The sequence below is a fragment of the Shewanella frigidimarina NCIMB 400 genome (assembly GCF_000014705.1).
Classification (GTDB): domain Bacteria; phylum Pseudomonadota; class Gammaproteobacteria; order Enterobacterales; family Shewanellaceae; genus Shewanella; species Shewanella frigidimarina.
Genome location: NC_008345.1, coordinates 2032719 through 2058434, shown reverse-complemented (window position 1 = coordinate 2058434; position 25716 = coordinate 2032719). Strand labels below are relative to the sequence as shown.

Below are 25716 nucleotides of genomic sequence, written 5' to 3'. Positions count from 1 at the left end.
ATTGTAGCCATATCAAATAACAATAATCGCTACAGCGTCCTCAAAGTTGTTATGCATATGATCGCTTTTATGTGACAATTCGCGCCGTTTAATCACACGCTAACTTTCTAAATAATGATGGAGAACAATATGAAACGCGTGTTAATTCCGCTTCAAGGCGCACAAATGCTATTTGTCGCTTTTGGTGCACTCGTGCTAATGCCGTTATTAACGGGTTTAGACACAAGTGTCGCCTTATTTACAGCCGGTTTCGGTACCCTACTGTTTCAATTAGTCACTAAACGTCAAATCCCTGTGTTTCTCGCTTCTTCCTTTGCTTTTATCGCTCCCATTTTATATGGCGTACAAACATGGGGTATTCCAGCCACCATGGGCGGTTTAATGGCTGCTGGCGTGGTTTATATGCTACTTGGATTAACAGTGAAACTTCGTGGCACTGGATTTATACATACTTTATTGCCACCGGTTGTTGTCGGCCCAGTCATTATGATCATTGGCTTAGGCTTAGCACCTGTAGCTGTCAATATGGCATTAGGTAAAAGTGGTGATGGAAGTCTTATCATCGTAGAGCAAAATGTCGCGCTAATGATTTCACTTTCGGCTTTAACAACCACCATAATCGTCGCGATTTTTGCTAAAGGATTGGTCCGATTAATGCCCATCCTAGCGGGTATTTTAGTTGGCTATGGTGTTAGCTTAGCCTTTGGGGTTGTCGATTTCACTCCTGTTACCCAAGCCGCTTGGTTAGCTATGCCAAACTTTGTTGCCCCTGAATTTAACTGGCATGCAATCCTATTTATGATCCCAGTTGCCATTGCGCCAGCGGTTGAACATATCGGCGATATTTTAGCCATCTCTAACGTGACGGGTAAAGACTATTTTAAAAAGCCAGGTTTACATCGCACACTTACTGGCGATGGTATTGCTACGATAGCAGCATCGGCGTTGGGTGGACCGCCTAACACCACTTATAGTGAAGTAACAGGAGCTGTTACACTAACCAAAAGTTTTGATCCACGTATTATGACCTGGACAGCCATTACTGCGATAACCCTCGCCTTTGTAGGTAAACTTGGCGCTATGATGCAAACCATACCAGTACCGGTAATGGGCGGTATTATGTGCTTACTGTTTGGTTCGATTGCAGCAGTTGGATTAAATACCTTAATTCGTCATCAAGTCGATTTATCTGAACCACGTAATCTTAGTATTGTTGGGGTAACGTTGGTATTCGGTATTGGCGGAATGGCGTTTGGTATTGGCTCGTTTAGCTTAACGGGGATTAGTTTGTGCGGTATTGTCGCTATTTTGATGAACTTGATTTTACCTGCGGTGAAAAAACCACAAGCTGAAAAGTAACTTTCTGTAACCGCATGCAGCAACACTGCTTTGTAAGTGCTCGTTTTAAAACGATATAAAAAAGCCCCAACAGCCTTTAGCTGTGGGGCTTTTTATTCAGTGCGTAAAGCACTTAATCTTCTGCAATTACTCTGCAGCGTCTTCTGTACGGAATTTGTCAGCAGTCGCTTTAATGATAGGTTGAAGTTCACCTTTTTGGAACATTTCAGTGATAATGTCACAACCACCAATCAACTCGCCTTCAACCCATAATTGTGGGAATGTTGGCCAGTTAGCGAATTTTGGTAATTCAGCACGAATATCTGGATGCTGTAAAATATCCACGAATGCAAATTGTTCACCACAGTTGATCATCACTTGAGCAACTTGAGATGAAAATCCACAGCTTGGTAATTTAGGTGAACCTTTCATGTACACAATAATTGGGTTTTCGCTAATTTGCTGTTTAATCTTTTCTACAGTTTCCATTTGATTTCCTAAGTACGACGACTGAACACATTGTGCCTATTGTACGACACCTAGACAAAGAACAAAATGCCACAGTTTGTAGGGTTTATTTAAAATCCATAAAATCGATTACTGCAATCCACATAATTCCTTAAACAATGATTCACATCACAAAAATAATCAGTACAATAGCAGTAGAGCAATGTTACCTGATTGGTAAACAAAAACGATAACCTGAATCCATGGAGAGATACTAATGGCTTTCGAACTACCAGCATTACCTTATGCAAAGAACGCACTTGAACCACACATTTCTCAAGAAACCATTGAGTTCCATTATGGTAAGCATCACAACACATATGTGGTAAAACTAAACGGTTTAGTTGAAGGAACTGAGTTTGCTGGCAAAACACTAGAAGAAGTTGTTAAAACTTCAACTGGCGGTATGTTCAACAACGCGGCTCAAGTTTGGAACCATACTTTTTACTGGAACTGCTTAGCACCTAATGCTGGCGGCGAAGCAACTGGCGATATCGCTGCTGCTATCAATGCTTCATTTGGTTCTTTTGAAGAATTCAAAGCTAAATTTACTGATTCTGCAGTAAATAACTTTGGTAGCGCTTGGACATGGTTAGTGAAAAAAGCTGATGGTTCATTAGCTATTGTTAACACTAGCAATGCTGCTACACCGTTAACAGATGAGTCTGTTACGATTCTATTAACTGTAGACGTATGGGAACATGCTTACTACGTTGATTACCGTAACGCACGTCCAGAGTATTTAGCTCACTTCTGGCAGCTTGTTAACTGGGAATTTGTTAACAAGAACTTTGCTGCTTAATTTCGATTAATGGCAAAAACATAAGGAGCCTTTTGGCTCCTTTTTTTATCATTTTATCCGCCTAAAGTACGCAGTCGATCATCGCACTATTTTTGCAACTATTGCAAATGCTACTGTTTGTTGTTGTTTTTATTTGATTTATTTTTCACTAAAACTTAGCCAAGTTATTTTTCCTGTCCTACACTTTAGTCTTAAAGCCTAATATTGCGCTAACAGATATAACATTACATTCTTGACCATCGCATTAATCACTCAGGCTTTTTAAGTCATACAACGGTACGTTTTGAGGGGGTTACTATGGGCATTTTTGAACACTATCAACAACGTTATGAGAAAAAACGCGACGAAGAATATACCTTAGAGCAATTCCTCGACATCTGTAAACAAGACAGAAGTGCTTATGTGTCTGCGGCTGAACGGTTACTCATGGCCATTGGTGAACCGCAGATTATTGACACTGCAAAAAATCCAATTTTAAGTCGAATTTTTTCTAATCGTGTTATTGCACAGTATCCCGCATTTAAAGATTTTTATGGCATGGAAGATGCGATTGAACAAATCGTGGCCTACTTAACACATTCAGCTCAAGGCCTTGAAGAGTCAAAGCAAATATTATATCTCTTAGGTCCTGTCGGTGGCGGTAAATCATCGTTGGCCGAAAAACTCAAAGCATTAATGCAGCAAGTACCGATTTACATATTAACTGCCGATGGCATTCGCAGCCCTGTCAACGACCACCCATTTTGTCTGTTTGATCCTGAAGAAGACAGTGAACTACTCAAAAACGAATACAACATCCCAAGTCGTTATATCAAAACGATTATGTCACCATGGTCTGTAAAACGTTTACACCAATATGGTGGTGATATATCAAAATTCAGAGTTGTTAAAGTGTACCCATCGGTGCTCGATCAAATCGGTATTGCTAAAACAGAACCTGGAGATGAAAATAACCAAGATATTTCTGCTTTGGTGGGTAAAGTTGATATTCGTCAGTTAGAGCATTTTTCTCAAGATGATGCCGATGCTTATGCTTACTCAGGTGCGTTATGTCGTGCAAACCAAGGATTAATGGAGTTTGTTGAAATGTTTAAAGCACCCATTAAGGTACTTCACCCATTATTAACTGCGACTCAGGAAGGCAATTACAACGGTACTGAAGGCCTGTCAGCCTTGCCGTACAACGGTATTATTTTGGCCCATTCGAATGAGTCTGAATGGTCCGCGTTTAGGAATAATAAAAACAACGAAGCATTTTTAGATCGCGTCTATATCGTCAAAGTGCCCTACTGTTTACGGGTATCTGAAGAAATGGAAATTTACCAAAAACTATTAGCCAATTCTGAACTATCGACGGCATCTTGTGCACCTGGCACCTTAGAAACCCTGGCACAATTTAGCGTGTTATCACGGTTAAAAGTGCCCGAAAACTCCTCTATTTATTCAAAAATGCGCGTCTATAACGGTGAAAGCTTAAAAGACACCGATCCAAAAGCAAAATCCTACCAAGAATATCGTGACTATGCTGGCGTAGATGAAGGCATGCAAGGGCTATCGACCCGCTTTGCATTCAAGATTTTGTCACGTGTATTTAATTTTGACAGTGCAGAAATAGCCGCAAACCCAGTCCACTTATTTTATGTACTCGAAAAGCAAATTGAACAAGAACAATTTCCTAACGATATAAGTGAGAAATATTTAGAGTTTCTTAAAGGTTATTTAATCCCTAAGTATGTTGAGTTTATCGGTAAAGAGATCCAAACAGCTTACCTTGAGTCGTATTCTGAATACGGACAAAATATTTTCGACCGATATGTTACCTATGCAGATTTTTGGATCCAAGATCAAGAATATCGCGACCCAGAAACAGGACAACTTTTTGATCGTGGTGCCTTAAATGCCGAATTGGAGAAAATTGAAAAACCAGCGGGGATAAGTAATCCAAAAGATTTCCGCAATGAAATTGTTAACTTTGTCTTACGTGCTCGAGCCAATAATGAAGGTAATAATCCTCTGTGGACTAGCTATGAGAAATTACGCACAGTGATTGAGAAAAAAATGTTTTCCAACACTGAAGATTTACTGCCTGTGATTTCGTTTAATGGCAAAACATCGAATGACGATCAGCGTAAGCATGACGACTTTGTTAATCGCATGATGGAAAAAGGCTACACAAAAAAACAAGTCAGACTATTGTCAGAATGGTATTTACGAGTGCGTAAATCTTCGTAGAAACCCAATGTTGGTAGCGCCACTGGCAAAGGCGCTTCCAAAAATAAGACTTGGGAGCAGCGTATGGCAAATTTTATTGATAGACGACTCAATGCAAAAGGAAAAAGCACAGTTAATCGGCAGCGTTTTATTGAACGTTATAAAAAACAAATTAAAAAAGCTGTCGGTGATGCCGTAACACGTCGAAGTGTCACTGATATTGATAAAGGTGAACAGATTACTATTCCCAAACGGGATCTCAGTGAGCCTGTATTTAGACAAGGACAAGGTGGCATAAGGGACAGAGTTCACCCAGGTAATGATCAATTTAATCGTGGCGACCAAATCCAACGACCTAATGGCGGACATGGAGGCGCTGGTCAAGGCGATGCATCAAATAGTGGCGAAGGTGATGACGATTTTGTATTTACTATCTCAAAAGATGAATATTTAGCATTGTTGTTTGAAGATCTCGAACTGCCAAACTTACAGAAAAACCGCCTTAATAAATTGGTTGAGTATCAAACTTATCGTGCAGGTTTCACCAATGATGGCGTGCCCGCCAATATCAATATTGTCAGATCACTGCGCTCATCACTTGCTAGACGCATTGCCATGAGCGGCGGCAAAAAAAAAGCATTACAGACATTGGAAGCTGAACTTACAGTATTAGAAAATACTCCTGGCGCTAAGGCCGAGCGCATTATAGCCATCAAAGAGCAGATAATTGTGCTTAAGCAACAAATCGCTAAAGTGCCTTTTATCGATACCTTTGATTTACGCTATAACAACTATGCAAAACGTGAAGTCCCTTCTAGTCAAGCGGTGATGTTCTGCTTAATGGATGTGTCAGGATCAATGGATCAAGCCACCAAAGACATGGCTAAACGTTTTTATATTCTATTGTATCTATTTCTGACCCGCAGTTATCAAAACCTCGAGGTTGTGTACATTCGCCACCATACACAAGCAAAAGAAGTCGATGAACACGAATTTTTTTACTCACAAGAAACTGGCGGAACCATAGTATCAAGCGCATTAAAACTAATGCACGAAATACAACAAGCTCGTTACCCTGACAATGAGTGGAATATTTATGCCGCGCAAGCTTCTGATGGCGATAATTGGTCCGACGACTCTCCTATTTGCCATGAGATATTAGCAAAACATATTCTCCCCAAAGTACGCTATTTCAGTTACATCGAAATCAGCCATCGGGCGCATCAAACCTTGTGGCATCAATATGAACAGTTACAACAGCAGTTTGACAACATTGCGGTACAGCAAATTCACCAAGTTGAAGATATCTATCCCGTTTTCCGTGAACTCTTTAAAAAACAAGCTATATAGGAGGCTATCATGGTTCAACTTAACCGTAAGCCGTTAGATGATGGTCCCGAGTGGACATTTGATTTACTGCAACAATATCAACATGAAATTGAACAGGCCGCAGCTTTCTTTAAACTTGATACTTACCCGAATCAAATTGAAATTATTACCGCGGAACAAATGATGGATGCCTATGCAGGAATAGGAATGCCCATTGGTTACACTCACTGGTCATTTGGCAAACGATTTATTCAAACAGAACAAGGCTACAAGCGCGGCCAAATGGGGTTGGCGTATGAAATTGTGATCAATTCCGACCCATGTATTGCCTACTTAATGGAAGAAAATACCATTACGATGCAAGCATTGGTCATGGCCCACGCTTGTTATGGCCACAATAGTTTTTTTAAAAATAACTATTTATTTAACACCTGGACCGATGCGAGTTCGATTATAGATTATTTAGTTTTTGCTAAGAATTATATCCGTGAATGTGAGTTACGTTATGGTGTAGAACAAGTTGAACTGACCTTAGACTCTTGCCATGCATTAATGAATTACGGTGTAGACCGCTACAAACGTCCAGCTGAAGTGTCACTAAAAGAAGAACAAGCAAGACAACAAGAGCGTGAAGATTATTTACAAAGCCAAGTGAATGACTTATGGCGAACTCTGCCGACATCGCCACCAAAAGACAACCCTGAAACGACAGTCGTTTTTCCTAGTGAACCTCAAGAAAATATTTTATATTTTATTGAAAAAAACGCACCATTATTAGCACCTTGGCAACGTGAATTAGTCCGTATAGTACGTAAGATGGCGCAGTATTTTTACCCACAAAAGCAAACCCAAGTAATGAACGAAGGCTGGGCAACTTTTTGGCATTACACCATCCTCAATCGATTATATGATACTGGCAAAGTCACCGACCGTTTCATGTTGGAATTTTTGCAGAATCACACCGCGGTGGTCGCGCAGCCTGCCTATAATAGTCCACATTATAGTGGCATAAACCCCTATGCTTTAGGTTTTGCGATGTTTATCGATATCAGACGTATCTGCGAAACCCCCACTGAAGAAGATCGAAAATGGTTTCCAGACATTGCAGGCAGCGATTGGCTCACTACGGTTCACTTTGCTATGAAACACTTTAAAGATGAGAGTTTTATTAGCCAATATTTATCACCTAAAGTGATACGTGACTTTAAACTATTTGGTATTTTAGATGATGAAAAACGCGGTCAACTATCAATATCGGCCATTCATGATGATCAAGGTTACCAGGATATTCGCAACACCCTATCACAACAATATAATCTGTCGAATATCGAGCCCAATATACAAGTACAACAAGTTCAAGTGAACGGTGATAGGTCAATTATCTTACGCTACATACCATTTGACAACATTCCGCTGGCAGACAACCATCAAGAGGTATTAAAGCATTTACATCGGTTATGGGGATTTAATGTCACTTTGGAGCAATTTGATCACTTAGGCATTGTTAGTACCTTGTCAATGTGTCCAGAAACGACACCACAAAGTCTATCTAGTTTACATTCGATGCTGTGAGTATGAGCAATTTTGTTGTAAAAAAACCAATCAATTTGATTGGTTTTTTTAACGTGTAATGAGAGATTTAATGGCTTAAGTTACTATCTCACTATGATTTATCATGACCCATTTCAGCGGGTAAATCATCACGCAATTTTTGCCACATTTTGCCACTTTCAATACCATTTGTACGCATTAACGCTGGTACGTCTGAGTAATTTTTATCCTGAGCCAGTTTCTCTAATTTAAGATAAAAACGCATGGTTAATTCACGAGCTTCTTGGCTAGAAAAATAATATCGACCAACACGATTATAAAGGCCTTTAAAACCATTTAAAATCAACACATACAATGGATTGCCTGACGCAAAAGCTAATGTATGGTGCAACTGGTAATCAAATGTCGCATACGCTTCAGCATCATTTTCTAAACTATGAATACCCGCTAAAACTTCAACTACTTTTTCAGGATTGTGACGGATAGATGCCCGAAAATAAATATTACTGACATTACCACGAGCGGCCATTAACTGGTCGACTAATAATGGAAAACCATCAGGATTCAAGTCTGCAATGGTTTCTAAAATATTTAGCCCAGACGTTTCCCAAAAATTATTCACTTGGGTAGGTTTACCATGTTGAATTTTCAACCAACCATCTCGAGCAAGACGTTGTAATACTTCTCTTAACGTTGTACGTGTAACGCCGATAAGTTCAGACAGCTCACGTTCAGCAGGTAAAATTGATCCCGGTGGGAATTTGTTTTCCCAAATGGAACGAACAATATATTTCTCGGCAAAACTCGCTGGCCCTTTGGCATTGATGATCATCAGCCTTAATATCCTATTGCTAAACAATGGCGAAACTATTGGGACTGATCATACCAGAGCGGTAGAAAATAAAAACCATTGTTTAAACACGACACTCATTACGATTGAATTTCAAACAACTGAAGCAGAGCAAGTAACAATAATTGAATATTAATCACATTACACTACTATAATCATCGACATATCATCACTTTATCTGATAAAACCCTAGCAGTTTAGTATATACTGATGTAATTAAATTGTTAACGCCACGTGTTTTTACTAACAAAAATAACAGCGTTACAATTCAATTTTTTTTACGCTACACTAGCGATGAAAAATAAGAGCCATGCGTAGTTAGTGAGTAAATTATTTAACTAACACATTGTTTGCTATAACAAGATATCTATATTCTACAGAGAGAAATTGGCCAAAATCACTCATTCAATCGAGTTGAATTTAAAACTCAATTAACGAAAAGTTGATACTCATCAAGTTTTCGAATATGAGTTGCCTCTATTCTCCCAAATCTGTTTGAAAATAATGATGTATTGTAAGCTATCCAAAAATGGTACCAATACAGTCACAATAACAATATCGGAGAGGCTGCTATGCAGGCAACCAAAAGTCAGGCGCTATTTGTCAACTTTTTAGGCAATTCACCTAAATGGTACAAATACGCAATTATGGCATTTTTAGTCATTAATCCCCTGCTGTTTTTTTATGTCAGTCCATTTGTCGCTGGATGGGTACTGGTAGTTGAATTTATTTTCACCCTTGCCATGGCACTTAAATGTTATCCACTTCAGCCCGGCGGTTTGCTCGCAATTCAAGCCGTATTTATTGGCATGACATCCCCCTCACAAGTTCTACATGAAATTGAAGCCAACCTGGAAGTATTGTTACTTTTAGTCTTCATGGTCGCCGGTATTTACTTTATGAAACAGTTATTACTGTTTGTATTTACCAAGATGATTACTAAAGTGCGTTCAAAAATCATTGTTTCGTTGATGTTCTGTACTGCGTCGGCATTCTTATCTGCGTTCTTAGATGCGTTAACAGTCATCGCGGTTATCATTGCTGTTGCCGTTGGTTTTTACTCCATTTACCACAAGGTCGCTTCAGGTAAGAGCTTTAACGATGGCCATGACCATACATCTGAAACAACTGAACAGTTAAACAATGAAGAATTAGAAGCATTTCGTGCATTCTTACGTAATTTATTAATGCATTCAGGTATTGGTACCGCTCTTGGTGGTGTCTGTACTATGGTGGGCGAACCACAGAACTTGATCATTGCGGCACAAGCCCACTGGCAGTTTGGTGAGTTTTTCTTACGGATGTCACCGGTGACTATGCCGGTATTGGTTGCAGGAATATTCACTTGTTTTCTTGTCGAAAAATTCAAAGTATTTGGTTATGGCGCGCAATTACCTGGTGCAGTACATAAGATTTTAACCGATTACGCTAATCATGAAGACTCACACAGAACCAACCAAGATAAAATGAAACTGGTTGTCCAGGCTCTTATTGGAGTTTGGTTAATTGCAGGTTTAGCACTTCACCTAGCTTCTGTGGGCCTCATTGGTTTATCGGTCATTATTTTAGCAACAGCATTTAATGGCATAACCGACGAACATTCTTTGGGTAAAGCGTTTGAAGAAGCCTTGCCTTTCACTGCGCTTTTAGCGGTATTTTTTGCCATCGTTGGTGTGATCATTGACCAGGAACTGTTTGCTCCAGTGATCCAATGGGCATTAGGTTATGAAGGCAATATGCAGTTAGTGATTTTTTACATCGCTAACGGCTTATTATCTATGGTCAGTGACAACGTGTTTGTGGGCACGGTTTACATTAATGAAGTGAAAGCTGCATTGATGAGTGGCCAAATCACTCGAGATCAATTTGACTTACTTGCTGTGGCAATTAACACCGGTACTAACCTACCTTCTGTGGCTACACCGAATGGACAAGCAGCGTTCTTATTCTTGTTAACCTCAGCCATAGCACCGCTTATTCGCTTGTCATACGGCCGTATGGTATGGATGGCGTTGCCTTATACGATTGTATTATCGATTGTGGGTGTAATGGCCATTGAGTCTGGTTTCTTAGTCGACATGACTGATGTTCTTTATGAAACTCAATTAATAATCCACCACTCTGCCAAAGACATCAGCGGTGCGGTAATGGGTCATTAATTAAATCAGCATATTGGACTTAGTAGATAATTTATCTTAAAGTCGTGACAATCCATCTGAACACCCTCATTTGAGGGTGTTTTTTTTACCAGCACATTTATTAGGAACTGAAATTGTCACAACTACAGCAGTTTTGCCATAATCGTTTTTCTTGGGGTTTATTATTATTATCCGCTATTGGATTAGAGTTGGCAGCCCTCTTCTTTCAATATGGAATGGATCTAGCACCGTGTGTAATGTGCATTTATATTCGTGTTGCTGTACTCGGTATTATTCTGGCAGCGCTGATAGGCATACTACAACCTAAAGTGTGGTTGCTACGATTAGTGGGTATGGCTGGATGGGCTGTATCGGCGGTTTGGGGCTTTAAATTAGCTTATGAGCTAAACCAGATGCAAGTTAATCCTTCACCGTTTGCGACTTGTTCTTTTTACCCCGAATTCCCCAGTTTTATGCCATTAGACACCTGGTTACCTTCAGTCTTCTCGCCAACGGGTATGTGCAGTGACTCACCATGGTCATGGCTGTCTGTCAGCATGGCACAATGGATGATGCTTGGTTTTGCTATTTATGGTGTTATTTGGTTGTTAATGTTGTTACCGGCACTTAAATCTGCAAAATAAATCAGCAAAATGTTCGAAATCAAATATAAAAAAGACCTCAATGAGGTCTTTTTTATATTTAAAGAATTGATTATTCAACGTCCAGCATCGGCCACAATACAATACAGTCTTCCAAATACTTCACTTTCATTTCGTTTACCGTTTTACCTTGTACCGAAATGCCCGCTGCATGCATGGCCTCTTTATTCCCCGTCAGCAACGGATGCCAGCTAGGTAAGCCTTTGCCAACATGCAAACGACGATAGGCACAGCTATCTGGTAACCAAGTTAATTCAGCAATATTCTCTGGTGTAATGGAAGTACATTCAGGCACATAAGTAAAACGATTAGGGTATCTACGGCAACCGCAAGTATCGTTGTCCAATAGGTGGCAGGCGGCATTTGTATAATAAAGTTCATCAGTTTCATCATCGATGATTTTATTTAGACAGCACTTACCGCAGCCGTCACAAAGAGACTCCCATTGTTCGGGTGTCATTTTTTCTAAAGGTGTGGTTATCCAAAACTGAGTCATCATTTTATGTCTAAAGTGGCTTATTATCTAAATTTTCACGCATTTTACACCTAAAACAGTACAATTTACTGTTTAATTTTCTCAGAAAGGTAGGTTATTGCCAACGTATCGTACAAAGAATTATTAAATTGATGTAATAAACGAAAATTATTATAGGTTAAATAAAAGCGACCTTTGGGTCCATCCGGCGCAATTAATGATACTTCCATGTCATTACGTTGGGGTAAATCTGTACCATCAAAACGCCTGACACCATAGGCTTGCCAATGTGAAAATGTGTGATGTGTTTGTAAACCAAGTAAGTTGGGATCTAACATCAAGGTCGTTTTTACCTGTCTTCCCCATGTAGAATCATATTGCCAACCTTGTCGATGTAACATATTAGCCGTAGATGCAAAGGCATCATCCATACTGTCCCAGACATTAATGATGCCGTCTTTATCGGCATCTATACCGTATTGGAGTATCTGGCTAGGCATCATTTGCATCTGCCCCATAGCCCCAGATGAAGAACTCCGCAATAAATCTTCGGTAATACTTTTTTGTTCAATTAATTTAAGCGCTGCAATAAATTCATTAATGTAAAAAGCTTCTTTATCGCCTTTATAAGCCAGTGAGGCTAAAACAGATAACCCAGAAAAACGTCCTGTACGTTCACCAAAACGAGAGTTCATCCCCCATAGCGCCATCAGGAAACGTGGTTGAACCTGATAAGCTCGGCTTAAATTTTGTATTTGTGATTCGTGCTGCTGAAACATTGCTCTGGCAGTACTCACGGTAATTTCAGGTACAACTTGGGGAATAAAGTCTTCTAATGTTTGTGATTCGTCTGAATGGGTATTAAGGCTGGCTTTTTTGAAGATTTTAATATTAGCAATATAGCGTTCTGCTGTGAGTTGATTAACGCCAGTGGCAATTGCCTTTTGCTGTAGTTCCAACAAGTAGTCAGTAAATTCGCCACGGCTGTCTTCCGCCATGGCAATATTAGAACAAAAGAAGTAAAAAAATGCGCATGAAATGATTTTTTGAATCATATTCGTCTTGATTACTCCTTTAAGAATGAGCTTATTTCTTAAAAGCTAATTCTTGTTTGTGTTGTTCGAGTAAATTAATTTGTGGTGGTGGTATTTGTAAGTAATAGCCTTGTTCAACTAATGCTACCTTCACTTTGTCAATATCAGCGATACCTAAATGGTCTCGTTTAGATAAAGGTACAATCATCACTAATGTCTTTGAGCCAAACATTTCCATTAACGGTTCAGGAACGTCATCAAAAACATCACGTTTTTTGACAAAAAGGTAAGTATCTGCTCTTCGACCGCTTTTATATACTGCACATATCATTTTAGTGTAAATTTCCAAAGGTTCAAACTTGATAGTCAACTGAGCACACTATAACATGGTGGCACAAGAAAATAATTGTAAATCAGTTTATCGCTGAGTATTGGAGAATCACGCCGGGATGGCTAAACAAAATCTCGAATTAAAGGCCACGTCTTTTACATTATCAGTGCTGCATATCAATCATAACGATCTCGATATCATTGCGGCTGAATTAGACAACAAATTGGCTCAAGCTCCTCAGTTCTTTTTGGGCGCACCCTTGGTATTAAATTTATCTGCCATTCAGCATACCCACATTGATTTTAATGCGCTAAAACAATTATTAATTGACCGAAATCTTATTATTGTAGGCATTACCGATGCAAGCGCTGAGCAAATTGAACAAGCAAAGAGCATGGCAATTGCAGTGGTAAAGTCAGGGAAACAAGCCCGCAAAGCAGAGTTACCTGAACGAGCAACTAAAATTGTTAAACAAAATGTGCGTTCTGGACAACAAATATACGCACAAAATGCTGATTTAATCATTTTTGGTGCGGTTGGTAATGGCGCTGAAGTCATTGCTGATGGTAGCATCCATATATATGGTGCTCTTCGTGGGAAAGCCATGGCGGGTGCTGCGGGAGATAATCAAAGTGTGATTATCGCTAACTCGTTAGAAGCAGAATTAGTATCGATTGCTGGACAGTATTGGTTGACAGAACATTTGCAACAATACGATCTAAGTCAAAGAGGCTGTGTTCGCCTTGAAGGCGCATCTCTTACTGTTGAATCATTGCCCCAATAATCGGCAAATACAAGGATATACATATAAATGGCGCAAATTATTGTTGTCACATCAGGTAAAGGCGGTGTGGGTAAAACAACATCCAGTGCAGCAATTGCCACAGGATTGGCCTTAAAAGGAAAGAAAACTGTCGTTATCGATTTTGATATTGGCTTACGTAATCTTGACTTGATTATGGGTTGTGAACGCAGAGTCGTATATGATTTTGTTAATGTTATTAATGGTGAAGCTAATTTGAACCAAGCATTAATTAAAGATAAACGCTGCGACAAACTGTTTATCTTACCCGCGTCTCAAACACGCGATAAAGATGCGCTCACTAAAGAAGGTGTTGGTCGAGTACTTGAAAATTTAGCCAAAGATTTTGATTATATTGTTTGTGACTCACCTGCGGGTATTGAACAAGGTGCCATGATGGCACTTTACTTTGCCGACATTGCAATCGTGACTACGAACCCTGAAGTGAGCTCAGTACGTGACTCTGATCGTATTTTAGGCATGTTACAGAGCCGTTCACGTCGTGCTGAATTGTCTTTGGAACCCATTAAAGAATATTTATTGTTAACTCGTTACTCTCCAGCACGAGTCAAAACGGGTGAAATGCTCAGTGTTGAGGATGTTAAAGAAATCTTGGCTATTGAATTACTCGGTGTAATCCCTGAGTCTCAATCGGTACTGAAAGCATCAAACTCTGGTGTACCGGTCATTATCGACCAAGAAAGTGACGCAGGTTTAGCATACGGCGATACAGTCGCGCGCTTATTAGGCGATGATGTGCCTGTTCGATTTATTACAGAAGAAAAAAAGGGATTCCTTAAAAGGATATTTGGGAGCTAATTATGTCGATACTTGATTATTTTAGAAGCAGTAAAAAGCCCAATACCGCATCATTGGCAAAAGAACGATTACAAATTATTGTGGCTCACCAGCGTGGAGAGCGTGGTGCACCTGATTATTTCCCAAAGATGAAGCAAGAAATCATTGAAGTGATCCGTAAATATGTGCAAATATCAGATGATCAGGTCTCTGTGCAACTTGATCAAAACGATGATAATTTATCAGTGTTAGAGCTAAACGTTACCTTACCTGATTCAAAGTAATCAGCCAAGGTTGCCCTACTCTACTTAAAACAAAAAAGGATACTCGCATAATGCGAGTATCCTTTTTTAGTTTGGTGGTATTACTGAATAACTAGAGCTAAATTAACTAAAGCGAACTGGCTCTAGTAAATCACCTACCAACTGCCCACGCCAACCAACCAAGAGTATCGGTGTTGGTGTTTGCTTGTTATGGTATAACCATAATAGAAATTCATGAATATGGCGTTTAGAACCAACAAATTCTAATGCGACGTTTTCACGCTCACATAATTCAGTTAAGACTGTTTTTACTTCTTTAAAAGCTGATTTATAACCAGACTTAAGCGCCACAACATCAACTTCTTCAGGGAGATTAATTAAATCTGCCGTCGCCATAACCGTTAATAAATCTTTGCCGTGAATACGTTTCTCTTGATCTGTTAAGTCATTTAAACTATTCAATTCCGCTAATGTGGTTGGTTGTTTTTTGGCTAATGCAATTAATGCATGGTCTTTTACAACAAAACCTAGCGCAAGATTACGGCTTACCGCTTTGGCTAAACGCCATTTAGCCAATACTTTTAAATAGGCTAGCTGCTGACTCGATAGTTGAAACGCATTTTTAACTTTAAGGTAGACGCTGTCGCCTGCTGGCAATGACATGCGCCCTTCGGTCATACGCTGACCTTCTTCAAACAACCATTCAACACGATTATCTGCAGCAAGCTTCTGTTGCAGCTGTGGGTATAATTGATACAAGTAAAACACATCATTAGCCGCATACTGTAATTGTGCATCAGAAAGCGGACGATTCATCCAATCCGTGCGTGACTCACCTTTATCTATTTCGACTTGCAAGCATGCGTCAACCAGCTTGGCATAACCTAAACCGTGGCCTAAACCAGCAAAGCTTGCAGCTATTTGGCTATCAAATAGTGGGCTTGGCTGGCATTCACCGTAATGAGCAAATACTTCGAGATCTTCACTGCATGAATGCACTAATTTGACAATATTTTGGTCAGTTAATAACTGCCAAAATGGGCTTAAATCGGTAATCGCAACCGGATCAATTAAGGCTAAAGTTTTGCCATCATAGGCTTGAATAAGGCCTAATTTAGCATAATAGGTTCGAGTGCGGACAAACTCAGTATCTAGCACCAGTAAGGTGCTTTGTTGGTATTGTTCAACTAATGACAACAGGCTGGCATCATCACTGATATATTCAAACGTTAACAAAATAGGCTCCGCTAAAAAAAGGTGTGAGCAATACGATAAGCTGATAACAACCAAACATAAAAAAGCCGGCTCAGTTGCCGGCTTTGATTTTACGCTTTCTTAACTTCATCTCGAAGTTGTCGGCGTAAAATTTTACCCACATTGGTTTTCGGTAATTCGTCTCTAAATTCTACCAGCTTAGGAACTTTATATCCCGTTAAATGATGACGACAGTGCTTAATCAGCTCTTCTTCGGTTAATGATTTGTCTTTTGCTACCACAAAAATCTTCACTAATTCGCCACTGGCATCGTTAGGAACGCCAACCGCAGCGACTTCGATAACTTTAGGATGTAATGCAACAACCTCTTCCACTTCATTCGGGAATACATTAAAACCTGACACTAAAATCATATCTTTCTTACGATCGACAATGAAAAAGAAACCTTTTTCATCCATATAACCAATATCACCTGTAGCTAACCAACCGTTTTTGTCAATGACACTCGCCGTTTCTTCCGGACGCTGCCAATAACCTTGCATCACTTGTGGGCCTTTAGCAAATAATTCACCAGTTTCGCCCTGGGCTAGAACTTTGCCATCATCATCACGTATTTGAATGAACGTTGAAGGCGCAGGAAAGCCAATTGAACCATTGTAACCACTGAGGTTATATGGGCAGCATGTGACCAATGGTGAGGCTTCAGTTAAACCATAACCTTCGAGTAGGCGTGTCTTAGTTAGGTTTTGCCATTTATCAGCTACGGCGCGCTGCACCGCCATCCCGCCGCCAATAGACAACTTTAAACCAGAAAAATCAAGTTGAGTAAATTCTTCGTTATTCACTAAAGCATTGAATAAGGTATTAACACCCGTTAATACCGTAAACGGGTACTTTCTCAATTCACCCACAAATGCTGGGATATCGCGAGGGTTAGTGATCAGTAAATTTTTGCTACCTTTATGTATAAACAATAAACAATTCACTGTTAGGGCAAAAATATGGTACAGAGGCAATGCTGTCACCACAAACTCAGCACCATCATCAAGCGCTGGCGAATAAGCACCACTAGCTTGTAAAACGTTACTTACTACGTTTTTATGGCTTAACATGGCACCTTTAGATACCCCTGTCGTTCCACCGGTATACTGTAAAAAAGCCAAATCCTCGCCACTAATATCGGCTTTAATGTACTGTAGGCGTCGGCCTTTAGAGAGTGCATCGCGAAATGATAATGCATGAGGTAAATGATATTTTGGCACTAATCTTTTAATGTATTTAACAACAAAATTAACTAAAGTGCGTTTAGGTGCACTGAGTTGATCACCAAGATTAGTAATAATGACTGATTCTATTGGAGTTTGATCAACAATTTCTTCTAGGGTATTAGCAAAGTTAGACACCACAATGATGGCTCTTGCACCCGAATCTACTAATTGATGTTTTAATTCCCGTGGCGTATACAGTGGGTTAACGTTAACCACTACCATTCCCGCACGTAAAATACCAAACAGAGCAATAGGATATTGCAGCAAATTAGGCATCATAATGGCAACACGGTCGCCTTTATTTAAGTGCAGTTCGTTTTGTAAATATGCAGCAAATGCTCGGCTTCGCTCTTCGAGTTTACGGTACGTCATCGTCGCACCCATGTTAATAAATGCAGGTTGGTCAGCATATTTTGCTACTGCATCTTCGAACATGTGTACTAAAGAACTGAATTGAGATGGGTCGATTTCGGCCGGAACATGTTCAGGTAAATTATTAATCCAAGGCTGGTCCACAGGTGTCTCCTAATAATGCCCACTGTGCTAAGACGTGCATTCCCCGTCAGTGGTAAAATATTTTATTGTCTGCGTATCATTAAAATTGTTTTCGCAGGCTTTATTATGTTGCTTGTCGTGAACTAAGTCATACAAGTGTTTTAATTTTCGATCATAATCACATAAATAAACTAAAAATAACAGCGTTTTTACCTATGGTTAACGGCTATTTAGAATAAATGCTCCAATCGATTTAGCAACTTGCTCGGCATTTCCCATGTGAAGATGATGGTCTCCGGCTAAATGAACGATATCAATATTGGAAAACCAGTTATTGGCTTGCTCGGTTGATGCTGTCAATTGTTTAAAACCATCATGGCCAACAATAAGTAAAGAAGGCGTGTCACTTATTGTCATCAAAGCATCAACCTGTTCAAAGGTATATCGGTTAAGTGAATCTAATTTTAACCGAGGATCACTACGCCATGAATAATGGCCATCTGTGACTGCCATATTACGTTTGGTGATTATTTCGCACCATGGTAATGCTAATCCAGTGAGTTGATGGCGAGCCTGAATGGCAATATCCATTGAAGAATACGTTGGAGTTGCTCTAGCCAGTTGACGATTAAAGCGTTGTTGTTGCTGTAAGCCTTTACGTAAGCGATCTTTAGCTTGTGTAGCTGATTCTGATAATGGTGCAAGGGCTTCTATTAATATGAGCTTATGGATATTGTCAGCAACACAAGCATTATAAGCTGACGCCACAATGCCGCCGAGTGAATGGCCCAATAAGATAATGGGACCTGTTTCTTGTGAAAGGGTATGGATCACGGCTTGTAGGTCGTAAATATAATCAACCCAATGCAACGGATAACGCCCTGGGCGATGATCTGATAATCCATGCCCAGGCCAATCGATGCACATCAGTTGAAATTTATCGAATAACCCTTGCTGGGCAAAGGCCTGCGCTAAGGGGATAAAACTGTCGACATTATCAAGCCAACCATGCAAAGCCAAAATCACTGGCTTGTCGGCTTGACCATAACGTTTAGCTGCAAGAGTAATATGAGCCAACGGCAATTGAATTTCTTCTACATCAATGTTCAACATTGTTGGCTCACTTTACAAAAATTATTTAGCGGCTATTTTGGTAAATTTGATTGTCATACGATCACTTTCACCAATATCAAGATACTTCTGTTTATCTTGATCGCCCAACGCTAAACGCGGTGGTAATGTCCACACACCTTTTTGATAATCTTTAGTGTCTTTAGGATTGGCATTCACTTCAGAGCTGCCGGTTAATTCAAAACCGTATTTATTGGCCAACTCAACCATTTGATTTTGATCCATATAGCCACTTTCTGCAGCCATACCGATATTAGCTCTGTGTTCAACAATACCTAATGAGCCTCCAACTTTTAACACGTCATGAGCGGCTTTAAACACACCTTCCAACTCTCCTTTCATTGCCCAATTGTGCAAGTTACGGAATGTTAATACGTGGTCTGCAGAATTATCTTTACCCAATGAAAACTTAGCCGGTGGATCAAGCGTTACAAACTGTACATTGCCGACACTGGCTTTGTTATCGCTAACCCATTTTTCAAACTTCAAACCCGCTGATTTGTAATAAGCACTTTGATTCGTGTCTGTTGCAGGATTAATTTCAAAATTAGCAGCTACATATTGGCCTTTTTCAGCTAGGTATGGCGCTAAAATTTCAGCATACCAACCACCACCTGGCCATAGTTCAATTACAGTTTGTTCAGGCTTAACATCAAAAAACGCTAATGTTTCAGCAGGATGACGATATTGGTCACGTAGTTTATTATCTGCAGTACGAAACTCGCTGGCCACTGCTTTAGCAAGGGCGGAATTAACCTGCGGTGCCGTCACTTTTTTATCGGCCATACTATCGGCTGCGTATATTGCAGTTGACATACCTAAACTTGATAAGCCAATTAAGGCTCCTAACATCATGTTACGTTTCATTTTGATACTCCCTTTTTTCGATCTACTTTACGCCAACAGAGCAACAGCATAAACCCGCTAAAGGCGAGCCATGTAATTACCCATATCCATGCTGGTAGCCAAGTCATTTCAGCTAACATAACCGCATCGCCTTGGCCGCTTAACCCTAATAACACCATCGGACTTGCCATGGCATTTAAAATAATCATTAGGCCTAATATACGCAGTAAGGTGTTTAACAGACTACTATTTTTTAATTTAAGTGGTAACAAAAAAAGTATTATCAATACGCTAAGAATAACAATAGTTAATACATCTCGAGCCCAAAAAAGTAATGATGCTGCTACCGTCAACGCGAGTAAAGTCAGGGTAAATCTAATAGTCTGTTTTTGAGTTGCCATCAGAAATATTGAATAGCCCCACAATGCGGCGCCAAAATAGCCAGCATAAGCAATTAGTATGCTGCTGCCGCCTTGGCTAAAACAAAAACCTGCACCATTTGGAAATAGCTGAATATGACTAACAGACCCGCCGGTTAATAATGTCGCGATGCCATGAGATAATTCGTGAAAATAGCTTTCAAACCATTTAAAAGGAATAGATATATAGGGGAATCGCGTCAGTAAAAAAGCCAACAGTAATTCAATCATAAAACGGCTGCGACTGGGTGTTGCAGACAACTGCACATTAGGCATATAAATCAATACCAACCATTTGTTGAATTTCGTCTCTTTTAGCAGAATGCTGGGTTGATAAATACTGCGCAATAGCACCACGTTGACTGTGAGTATCACGATCGTATTCTACACGGGCTTGCTGTTTGGCTGACAAAGTAGAATCATCAACAATGGCAATGTTGCGAGTTTCAATGCCTTGAACGTCACGTTCTTCAGCAGAAGGATTGACAATAATAGGTTCACGGGCCGGAGTTATCGGCCGATTACCGGCAACAGCTTGGCTCAGACTAATAGGGCCTGATTGATTATTTGCCATTGATAATGCTGCATTTATCGTCATTAACGACACCATTTACCTTTATTCGTACCTTATACTCTATGTCAAATAACCGTCAATGGCTATTCTCGGCCCGGAAGTTTTTTCCAGGTAACGGTATCACGAAGGTATACCGGCGAAAGTTCATCAACAGTAGTATGCAAACCTTGTTGATGACCTTGTTGTGCCAAAACTAACATAGCTTTCGCATCTGGATAAGTCGCTTCAATGCATGGTGTCATGTGTGGCGCTATCGTTAATAACTGTGGGTAAGCTTCAAAGCCAGTGCCACAAACACTAATATTTTGTTGTGTGTCGAGGATCAACTCAATCGCTTCAGGCGCACTAACGTGCTCTTCGCCTACTAACGTTGCATTGCCGTCTTTGGCAATGTATTGGCCCCAATAAACTTCCTTCATACGCGCATCAATACAGCACAAAATTTGCGTGGCACCTTGTTCTGTTATGGCTAATTGGGCCATTGCCGCTAAGGTCGAAATGCCAATAACCGGTAAATCGAGTCCTAAAGCTAAGCCTTGAGTCATACTGGTACAAATACGGATACCAGTAAAACTGCCAGGACCGCGGCCATAAGCAATCATATCCACATCGGCCAATGTCACTTTGGCTTGAGCGAGCACTTCATCAACCATGGGTAGTATTCGTTGGCTATGCTCACGTGGTGCATCAGCAATAAGCGAAAACACGTTGCCATTAATGGTTAACGCAGCAGAGCAAGTTTCGGTGCAAGTATCAAGAGCGAGAATGGTTAACGGCTTTGGCATTATGATGGGTTACCCAGTAAAAAAACATCAAATAGACTCAATATGATAACTGATGCGCACGGTTTTAAAAAGCTTAAGGGATTTGTTTTAAAAATTGTAATGCTAGGTCTAAGTCACGTGTGCGCTGCATTGGTGGCAACGAATTAATAAACGCCTGTCCATAAGCACGATTTACGATACGGTTATCGCACAAAATAAGCACACCGCGATCTTTTTCATCACGTATTAGCCGCCCGACTCCTTGCTTTAAACTTATCACCGCTTGTGGCAGAGAAATATGGCTAAAGGGATCAAGTCCCTGGCGTTCAGCATTAGCGGCCCGTGCTTTGTATAAAGCATCATCTGGCGATACAAACGGCAATTTATCGATAATCACGCAGCTGAGTAACTTACCGCGAACATCGACTCCTTCCCAAAAACTGCTGGTGCCGAGCAACACTGCATTACCTAATTGTCTAAATTTATTTAATAAACTTTGTTTGCTGGCTTGGCCTTGTACCAATAATGGATAAGCGACTTTACCTTGTAAAGCGGATGCCACTTGTTCGAGCATTTGATGACTAGTAAACAATATGAACGTACGGCCTTGAGCGGCGTTGATAGCTTGAACACACACATCAACTAATTGTTTAACTGTATGTTGCGACTGCCCTACTTTACCTAAATGGCGCGGCACACAAAATACCGCTTGATTAGGGTAATCAAACGGACTGTCTAAAATAATTTGCTTCGCGGATGATAAGCCAAGCTCGGTCGCAAAATGGCCTAAACTTCGGTTTACTTGCAAGGTCGCCGAGGTAAAAATCCAACGGGTTTTGGCATCAAACAGCTGCTGGCATTGTTTGGCCACATTAATGGGGCTAAGCCGAAGCATGATAAAACGTGGGCCTAACTCGACACTATAAGCCGCTTGCATGTCTTTGCATTCAAAATAGTCTTGTAGCTTTTCAGCAAGCTCGTGTAATTGTTCAAACGCTAAATCGAGCAGGTCTTCGCGGCCAAGATGATGGCGAAGCACATTCGCAAGATCTGCTAATGATTGTTGTAATGCCCATGACACGGTTGCTAATTGCTTATTGGCAAGCACTTTACGCCAATCTGACACTTGATTGTCATACATCGCATTGTGCCAATCACTTAATGCCACCAGCCCACGTTGCGATAATTGCTCTATTTGAATACTGTCACGAATAACCTGTTTATGTATTTTGATGATGCCATTGAGTAACAGATCGATTTCGCGACTGGATATATGACTGCCAAAATAATTGATACAAATATCGGGTACCAAATGGGCTTCATCAAAAATAACCACATCGGGATCTGGCAATAACTCGGCAAATCCGGTGTCTTTTAGCAATCGGTCAGCAAAAAATAAATGGTGATTAACCACCACCACTTTGGCCTCCATTGCTCTAATACGTGCTTTACGGGTAAAACACACATCATAATGATCGCATTTTTTACCCGTACAGGTTTCTTTAGTGCTCACTACGCTAGGAATAACTTCTGAATGCTCTGCCACCGAGGTTAAATTGCCGATATCGCCATCTTTGCTCAAATGTGCCCATTGATTAATTTTTAGCAAGTCATCAATATAATATTCGCTAAATTGACTGGCATTTTGCATTTGTTTTTCTAGGCGTAACTGACATAAATAATTGTTACGCCCTTTTAATAATGCAATAGGTACATGTACATCTAACATGGCGAGTAATGCAGGGAGATCTTTAAGAAATAGCTGCTCTTGCAGGTTTTTACTGCCAGTACTCACAACCACTTGTTTACCGCTGAGTAAGGCCGGAATTAAATACGCATAGGTTTTACCCACACCAGTACCAGCTTCTAAAATCAGATTATGCTTTTTAGCAATAGCGTCACTTACCGCGACGGCCATATCGGTCTGACTTTGTCGGTGGTGGTAATGATGCACATGTTTGGCTAACGCGCCGCGATCGCTAAATTCATGGATTACAGATTGGGTAAGTGTAGAGCTCAAAGCATCCTCAAATTATCGTGCTAACGTTGATGTAATGTGGTTTGGGCTATTATGCTTATAACGGCTTCATGTTCCAACTGTTTATCACCAAAAATTGTAAAGGCAGTTGTATTAACAATATCGATGATTTGGCTTATTAGGCCGGAAACAAAAAATGCTGGCCACCAGCGTGACTCAGCATTTTTGACTCGGATAAAATATAATCAATCGTTTATCTTTTAGTTATTCAGATAGCAGGTTTTAAATGTGGTATTCAGGGGTGAGTTCAAACGCCACTTTTTGATTGGCCGCCTTGTGTTTCACACTCATGCTCATGACTTTTTCAGCCTCGGCTAGGCCAAACAAGTCAAATGACAATATATCGGACATAAAAATCACCCGTAAAACATATCTTCTATATCCACATTGCCATTTGATCTTTGGTGGGTTTACTGCCTTTATGGACCACTTTCTCATCAACGACTACCGCTGGCGTACTCATTACGTCATAAGCCATAATTTGCGCCATATCGGTTACTTTTTCGATTTTGATAGCAACACCTTTTTCGTCGGCAATAGCTTGGGCAAGCTCTGCAGTTTCAAGACACTTTTTACAACCAGAACCTAATACTTTAATGATTTTCATTTATTGTTCCTTATGACTAACTCGTAGATGATAGCAACGGAGCAAATGCATTAAATATCCACCCCACTAAAGTGAATGAAACTAATAGCATGCTGAATAATATCGCCAGCAAGCGCCATTGCATCACTTGTTTTAACAAAATAAACTCAGGAAAACTGGCTGCTACGGTACTCATACAAAATGCCAACGTAGTACCAATCGGTAACCCATTAACAATCAGGCTTTCCATAATAGGAATAACGCCTGTCGCATTGGAATAAAGTGGAATACCCAGCAGTACCGCAGCGGGTACAGACCACCATTGTCCGTCGCCCAAATGTGCTTCAATCCAACCATCTGGCACAAAACCATGTAATGCGGCGCCTAACCCCACACCAATAATGACCCATTTCCAGACACGGCCGAATATATCTAGCATTTCAGTTTTGGCAAATTGATGTCTTTGTTGTAACGACATAGTTTGCACATTGGCACTCTCATCAGCCGTATTGCCAACCCCCTTCTGCTGGCCACGCTTTAAGGCTTCGGCCGCAAACGATTGTAGCCAACGTTCAGCCTTAATACTGTCGAGAAACAAACCGCCTAACATCCCCACACTCATTCCAACGGCAATATACAATAAAGTAAATTTGAGTCCCAATAAGCTCATCAATAGTAATATTGCGACCTCGTTGATTAAAGGCGAGGTAATCAAAAAGCTCATAGTGATCCCCAATGGGATCCCGGCAGAGGTAAAGCCTAAAAATACAGGAATGCTCGAACAAGAACAAAACGGCGTTATGACACCAAAACCAGATCCCATTAAATAGCCTAATCCTCGGTGCTTTCCAGCTAGATAATCTCTGACCCGTTCAACATTTAACGAAGCCCGGATTAAGGCAATGAAATAAATCATCACCAGTAGTAAAGCAAAAATTTTAGTCACGTCTTCAACAAAAAAATGCAGCGCATCACCGAGTTTTGTCTCAGCAGACAACCCCAATACACTAAAAATAAGCCAAGATGCAAAATCAGAAAATATCTGAAACATAAGTCATTACTCAATAAAAACGCTACTGTAAAGATAGCCTTATTTTAAGTCGCAATATAAGATCCAGATCTCGATTTTGTTGATGATAGGAATAAACACAGAGTATCCGAAATAAAATGTGGTTAATTCTTGTTTAAGTAGAACGTCTCTTTTTTGTCCTTTTTACCAATCATGACTCGTTCAAACTCAAAATTTAAATGTCGATAACAAATTCATATAAAAGTTAATGAGTTAACTA

26 protein-coding genes are annotated in these 25716 nt (G+C 40.2%); 10 read left to right on the top strand and 16 right to left on the bottom strand.

All coding sequences use genetic code 11. From position 1 onward, the window contains the following. The first annotated feature begins 129 nt into the window (after window positions 1-129). A complete protein-coding gene (locus SFRI_RS09000; protein ID WP_011637215.1) occupies window positions 130-1359 on the top strand; it encodes a uracil-xanthine permease family protein in 1230 nt (409 codons plus the stop codon). A gap of 126 nt (window positions 1360-1485) precedes the next feature. Here SFRI_RS09000 and grxD read toward each other — a convergent pair whose 3' ends face one another. After that, complete coding sequence (gene grxD, locus SFRI_RS08995; RefSeq protein ID WP_011637214.1) at window positions 1486-1827, bottom strand: Grx4 family monothiol glutaredoxin; 342 nt, start codon at window positions 1825-1827, stop codon at window positions 1486-1488. A gap of 235 nt (window positions 1828-2062) precedes the next feature. Here grxD and sodB point away from each other — a divergent pair, with 235 nt between their 5' ends. From sodB to SFRI_RS08975, 4 genes are all read left to right on the top strand, one after another. Beyond that, window positions 2063-2647 (top strand): superoxide dismutase [Fe], encoded by a 585-nt coding sequence (sodB, locus tag SFRI_RS08990; protein ID WP_011637213.1) that lies wholly within the window; start codon window positions 2063-2065, stop codon window positions 2645-2647. Window positions 2648-2944: 297 nt separating this feature from the next. Then, complete coding sequence (locus tag SFRI_RS08985) at window positions 2945-4879, top strand: PrkA family serine protein kinase (RefSeq protein ID WP_011637212.1); 1935 nt, start codon at window positions 2945-2947, stop codon at window positions 4877-4879. Window positions 4880-4942: 63 nt separating this feature from the next. Further along, window positions 4943-6208, top strand: coding sequence for a YeaH/YhbH family protein (locus SFRI_RS08980; protein ID WP_011637211.1), 1266 nt, complete (start codon window positions 4943-4945; stop codon window positions 6206-6208). A 9-nt stretch (window positions 6209-6217) separates the two neighbouring features. Further along, window positions 6218-7759, top strand: coding sequence for a SpoVR family protein (locus tag SFRI_RS08975; RefSeq protein WP_011637210.1), 1542 nt, complete (start codon window positions 6218-6220; stop codon window positions 7757-7759). A 91-nt stretch (window positions 7760-7850) separates the two neighbouring features. Here SFRI_RS08975 and fadR read toward each other — a convergent pair whose 3' ends face one another. Then, entirely contained in the window at window positions 7851-8570 is a 720-nt protein-coding gene (gene fadR / locus SFRI_RS08970; protein ID WP_011637209.1) for a fatty acid metabolism transcriptional regulator FadR, read from the bottom strand. A gap of 590 nt (window positions 8571-9160) precedes the next feature. Here fadR and nhaB point away from each other — a divergent pair. Both nhaB and dsbB read left to right on the top strand, forming a co-directional pair. Beyond that, complete coding sequence (gene nhaB, locus SFRI_RS08965; RefSeq protein ID WP_011637208.1) at window positions 9161-10747, top strand: sodium/proton antiporter NhaB; 1587 nt, start codon at window positions 9161-9163, stop codon at window positions 10745-10747. 113 nt (window positions 10748-10860) lie between these two features. After that, window positions 10861-11370, top strand: coding sequence for a disulfide bond formation protein DsbB (gene dsbB / locus SFRI_RS08960; RefSeq protein WP_011637207.1), 510 nt, complete (start codon window positions 10861-10863; stop codon window positions 11368-11370). A gap of 70 nt (window positions 11371-11440) precedes the next feature. On the opposite strand, the gene SFRI_RS08955 is transcribed toward dsbB, so the two are convergent. From SFRI_RS08955 to SFRI_RS08945, 3 genes are all read right to left on the bottom strand, one after another. Continuing rightward, a complete protein-coding gene (locus SFRI_RS08955) occupies window positions 11441-11887 on the bottom strand; it encodes a YcgN family cysteine cluster protein (RefSeq protein WP_011637206.1) in 447 nt (148 codons plus the stop codon). Between the two features lie 62 nt (window positions 11888-11949). Then, the gene (locus SFRI_RS08950) at window positions 11950-12918 is read right to left on the bottom strand and encodes a lytic murein transglycosylase (RefSeq protein WP_011637205.1); all 969 of its coding nucleotides are present in this window, start codon (window positions 12916-12918) and stop codon (window positions 11950-11952) included. A gap of 31 nt (window positions 12919-12949) precedes the next feature. Continuing rightward, entirely contained in the window at window positions 12950-13228 is a 279-nt protein-coding gene (locus SFRI_RS08945) for a YcgL domain-containing protein (RefSeq protein WP_011637204.1), read from the bottom strand. 118 nt (window positions 13229-13346) lie between these two features. Between SFRI_RS08945 and minC the strand changes: the two genes are divergently transcribed. From minC to minE, 3 genes are read left to right on the top strand one after another with little or no spacing between them, the layout of a single operon-like run. Then, window positions 13347-14012 (top strand): septum site-determining protein MinC, encoded by a 666-nt coding sequence (gene minC, locus SFRI_RS08940; protein ID WP_011637203.1) that lies wholly within the window; start codon window positions 13347-13349, stop codon window positions 14010-14012. A gap of 27 nt (window positions 14013-14039) precedes the next feature. Continuing rightward, entirely contained in the window at window positions 14040-14849 is an 810-nt protein-coding gene (gene minD / locus SFRI_RS08935; protein ID WP_011637202.1) for a septum site-determining protein MinD, read from the top strand. A gap of 2 nt (window positions 14850-14851) precedes the next feature. Beyond that, the gene (minE, locus tag SFRI_RS08930; RefSeq protein ID WP_011637201.1) at window positions 14852-15112 is read left to right on the top strand and encodes a cell division topological specificity factor MinE; all 261 of its coding nucleotides are present in this window, start codon (window positions 14852-14854) and stop codon (window positions 15110-15112) included. Window positions 15113-15214: 102 nt separating this feature from the next. Here minE and rnd read toward each other — a convergent pair whose 3' ends face one another. The 11 genes from rnd to SFRI_RS08880 form a co-directional block, all read right to left on the bottom strand. Further along, the gene (gene rnd / locus SFRI_RS08925) at window positions 15215-16327 is read right to left on the bottom strand and encodes a ribonuclease D (protein ID WP_011637200.1); all 1113 of its coding nucleotides are present in this window, start codon (window positions 16325-16327) and stop codon (window positions 15215-15217) included. A gap of 89 nt (window positions 16328-16416) precedes the next feature. Then, the gene (gene fadD, locus SFRI_RS08920) at window positions 16417-18090 is read right to left on the bottom strand and encodes a long-chain-fatty-acid--CoA ligase FadD (RefSeq protein WP_011637199.1); all 1674 of its coding nucleotides are present in this window, start codon (window positions 18088-18090) and stop codon (window positions 16417-16419) included. A gap of 198 nt (window positions 18091-18288) precedes the next feature. Further along, complete coding sequence (locus SFRI_RS08915; RefSeq protein ID WP_011637198.1) at window positions 18289-19182, bottom strand: alpha/beta hydrolase; 894 nt, start codon at window positions 19180-19182, stop codon at window positions 18289-18291. Window positions 19183-19203: 21 nt separating this feature from the next. Beyond that, window positions 19204-19986 (bottom strand): class I SAM-dependent methyltransferase, encoded by a 783-nt coding sequence (locus SFRI_RS08910; protein ID WP_041413535.1) that lies wholly within the window; start codon window positions 19984-19986, stop codon window positions 19204-19206. Between the two features lie 77 nt (window positions 19987-20063). Then, the gene (locus tag SFRI_RS08905; protein WP_011637196.1) at window positions 20064-20741 is read right to left on the bottom strand and encodes a M50 family metallopeptidase; all 678 of its coding nucleotides are present in this window, start codon (window positions 20739-20741) and stop codon (window positions 20064-20066) included. Then, entirely contained in the window at window positions 20734-21063 is a 330-nt protein-coding gene (locus tag SFRI_RS08900) for a hypothetical protein (protein ID WP_011637195.1), read from the bottom strand. The genes SFRI_RS08905 and SFRI_RS08900 overlap by 8 nt, the downstream gene beginning before the upstream one ends. Before the next feature lie 59 nt (window positions 21064-21122). Next, window positions 21123-21824, bottom strand: coding sequence for a tRNA (adenosine(37)-N6)-threonylcarbamoyltransferase complex dimerization subunit type 1 TsaB (gene tsaB / locus SFRI_RS08895; protein WP_011637194.1), 702 nt, complete (start codon window positions 21822-21824; stop codon window positions 21123-21125). A gap of 73 nt (window positions 21825-21897) precedes the next feature. After that, a complete protein-coding gene (yoaA, locus tag SFRI_RS08890) occupies window positions 21898-23823 on the bottom strand; it encodes a DNA repair helicase YoaA (RefSeq protein ID WP_011637193.1) in 1926 nt (641 codons plus the stop codon). A gap of 240 nt (window positions 23824-24063) precedes the next feature. Continuing rightward, window positions 24064-24192, bottom strand: coding sequence for a hypothetical protein (locus SFRI_RS21855; RefSeq protein ID WP_279625705.1), 129 nt, complete (start codon window positions 24190-24192; stop codon window positions 24064-24066). A 25-nt stretch (window positions 24193-24217) separates the two neighbouring features. Beyond that, window positions 24218-24448, bottom strand: a complete 231-nt coding sequence (locus SFRI_RS08885) for a thioredoxin family protein (protein ID WP_011637192.1) — start codon at window positions 24446-24448, stop codon at window positions 24218-24220. Between the two features lie 16 nt (window positions 24449-24464). Continuing rightward, the gene (locus tag SFRI_RS08880) at window positions 24465-25478 is read right to left on the bottom strand and encodes a permease (RefSeq protein ID WP_011637191.1); all 1014 of its coding nucleotides are present in this window, start codon (window positions 25476-25478) and stop codon (window positions 24465-24467) included. Window positions 25479-25716: the final 238 nt, after the last annotated feature.

What these genes read in the sequence shown, in the direction of transcription:
- sodB (WP_011637213.1), top strand. Translation starts at nt 2,063, where the DNA reads ATGGCTTTCGAACTACCAGCATTACCTTATGCAAAGAACGCACTTGAA.
- SFRI_RS08985 (WP_011637212.1), top strand. Translation starts at nt 2,945, where the DNA reads ATGGGCATTTTTGAACACTATCAACAACGTTATGAGAAAAAACGCGAC.
- fadR (WP_011637209.1), bottom strand. Translation starts at nt 8,570, where the DNA reads ATGATCATCAATGCCAAAGGGCCAGCGAGTTTTGCCGAGAAATATATT.
- minC (WP_011637203.1), top strand. Translation starts at nt 13,347, where the DNA reads ATGGCTAAACAAAATCTCGAATTAAAGGCCACGTCTTTTACATTATCA.
- SFRI_RS08880 (WP_011637191.1), bottom strand. Translation starts at nt 25,478, where the DNA reads ATGTTTCAGATATTTTCTGATTTTGCATCTTGGCTTATTTTTAGTGTA.
- SFRI_RS08910 (WP_041413535.1), bottom strand. Translation starts at nt 19,986, where the DNA reads ATGGCCGATAAAAAAGTGACGGCACCGCAGGTTAATTCCGCCCTTGCT.
- SFRI_RS08945 (WP_011637204.1), bottom strand. Translation starts at nt 13,228, where the DNA reads ATGATATGTGCAGTATATAAAAGCGGTCGAAGAGCAGATACTTACCTT.
- SFRI_RS08980 (WP_011637211.1), top strand. Translation starts at nt 4,943, where the DNA reads ATGGCAAATTTTATTGATAGACGACTCAATGCAAAAGGAAAAAGCACA.
- SFRI_RS08905 (WP_011637196.1), bottom strand. Translation starts at nt 20,741, where the DNA reads ATGCCTAATGTGCAGTTGTCTGCAACACCCAGTCGCAGCCGTTTTATG.
- SFRI_RS08955 (WP_011637206.1), bottom strand. Translation starts at nt 11,887, where the DNA reads ATGATGACTCAGTTTTGGATAACCACACCTTTAGAAAAAATGACACCC.
- SFRI_RS08885 (WP_011637192.1), bottom strand. Translation starts at nt 24,448, where the DNA reads ATGAAAATCATTAAAGTATTAGGTTCTGGTTGTAAAAAGTGTCTTGAA.
- SFRI_RS08975 (WP_011637210.1), top strand. Translation starts at nt 6,218, where the DNA reads ATGGTTCAACTTAACCGTAAGCCGTTAGATGATGGTCCCGAGTGGACA.
- SFRI_RS09000 (WP_011637215.1), top strand. Translation starts at nt 130, where the DNA reads ATGAAACGCGTGTTAATTCCGCTTCAAGGCGCACAAATGCTATTTGTC.
- SFRI_RS21855 (WP_279625705.1), bottom strand. Translation starts at nt 24,192, where the DNA reads ATGTCCGATATATTGTCATTTGACTTGTTTGGCCTAGCCGAGGCTGAA.
- grxD (WP_011637214.1), bottom strand. Translation starts at nt 1,827, where the DNA reads ATGGAAACTGTAGAAAAGATTAAACAGCAAATTAGCGAAAACCCAATT.
- minE (WP_011637201.1), top strand. Translation starts at nt 14,852, where the DNA reads ATGTCGATACTTGATTATTTTAGAAGCAGTAAAAAGCCCAATACCGCA.
- nhaB (WP_011637208.1), top strand. Translation starts at nt 9,161, where the DNA reads ATGCAGGCAACCAAAAGTCAGGCGCTATTTGTCAACTTTTTAGGCAAT.
- SFRI_RS08900 (WP_011637195.1), bottom strand. Translation starts at nt 21,063, where the DNA reads ATGACGATAAATGCAGCATTATCAATGGCAAATAATCAATCAGGCCCT.
- minD (WP_011637202.1), top strand. Translation starts at nt 14,040, where the DNA reads ATGGCGCAAATTATTGTTGTCACATCAGGTAAAGGCGGTGTGGGTAAA.
- SFRI_RS08915 (WP_011637198.1), bottom strand. Translation starts at nt 19,182, where the DNA reads ATGTTGAACATTGATGTAGAAGAAATTCAATTGCCGTTGGCTCATATT.
- tsaB (WP_011637194.1), bottom strand. Translation starts at nt 21,824, where the DNA reads ATGCCAAAGCCGTTAACCATTCTCGCTCTTGATACTTGCACCGAAACT.
- SFRI_RS08950 (WP_011637205.1), bottom strand. Translation starts at nt 12,918, where the DNA reads ATGATTCAAAAAATCATTTCATGCGCATTTTTTTACTTCTTTTGTTCT.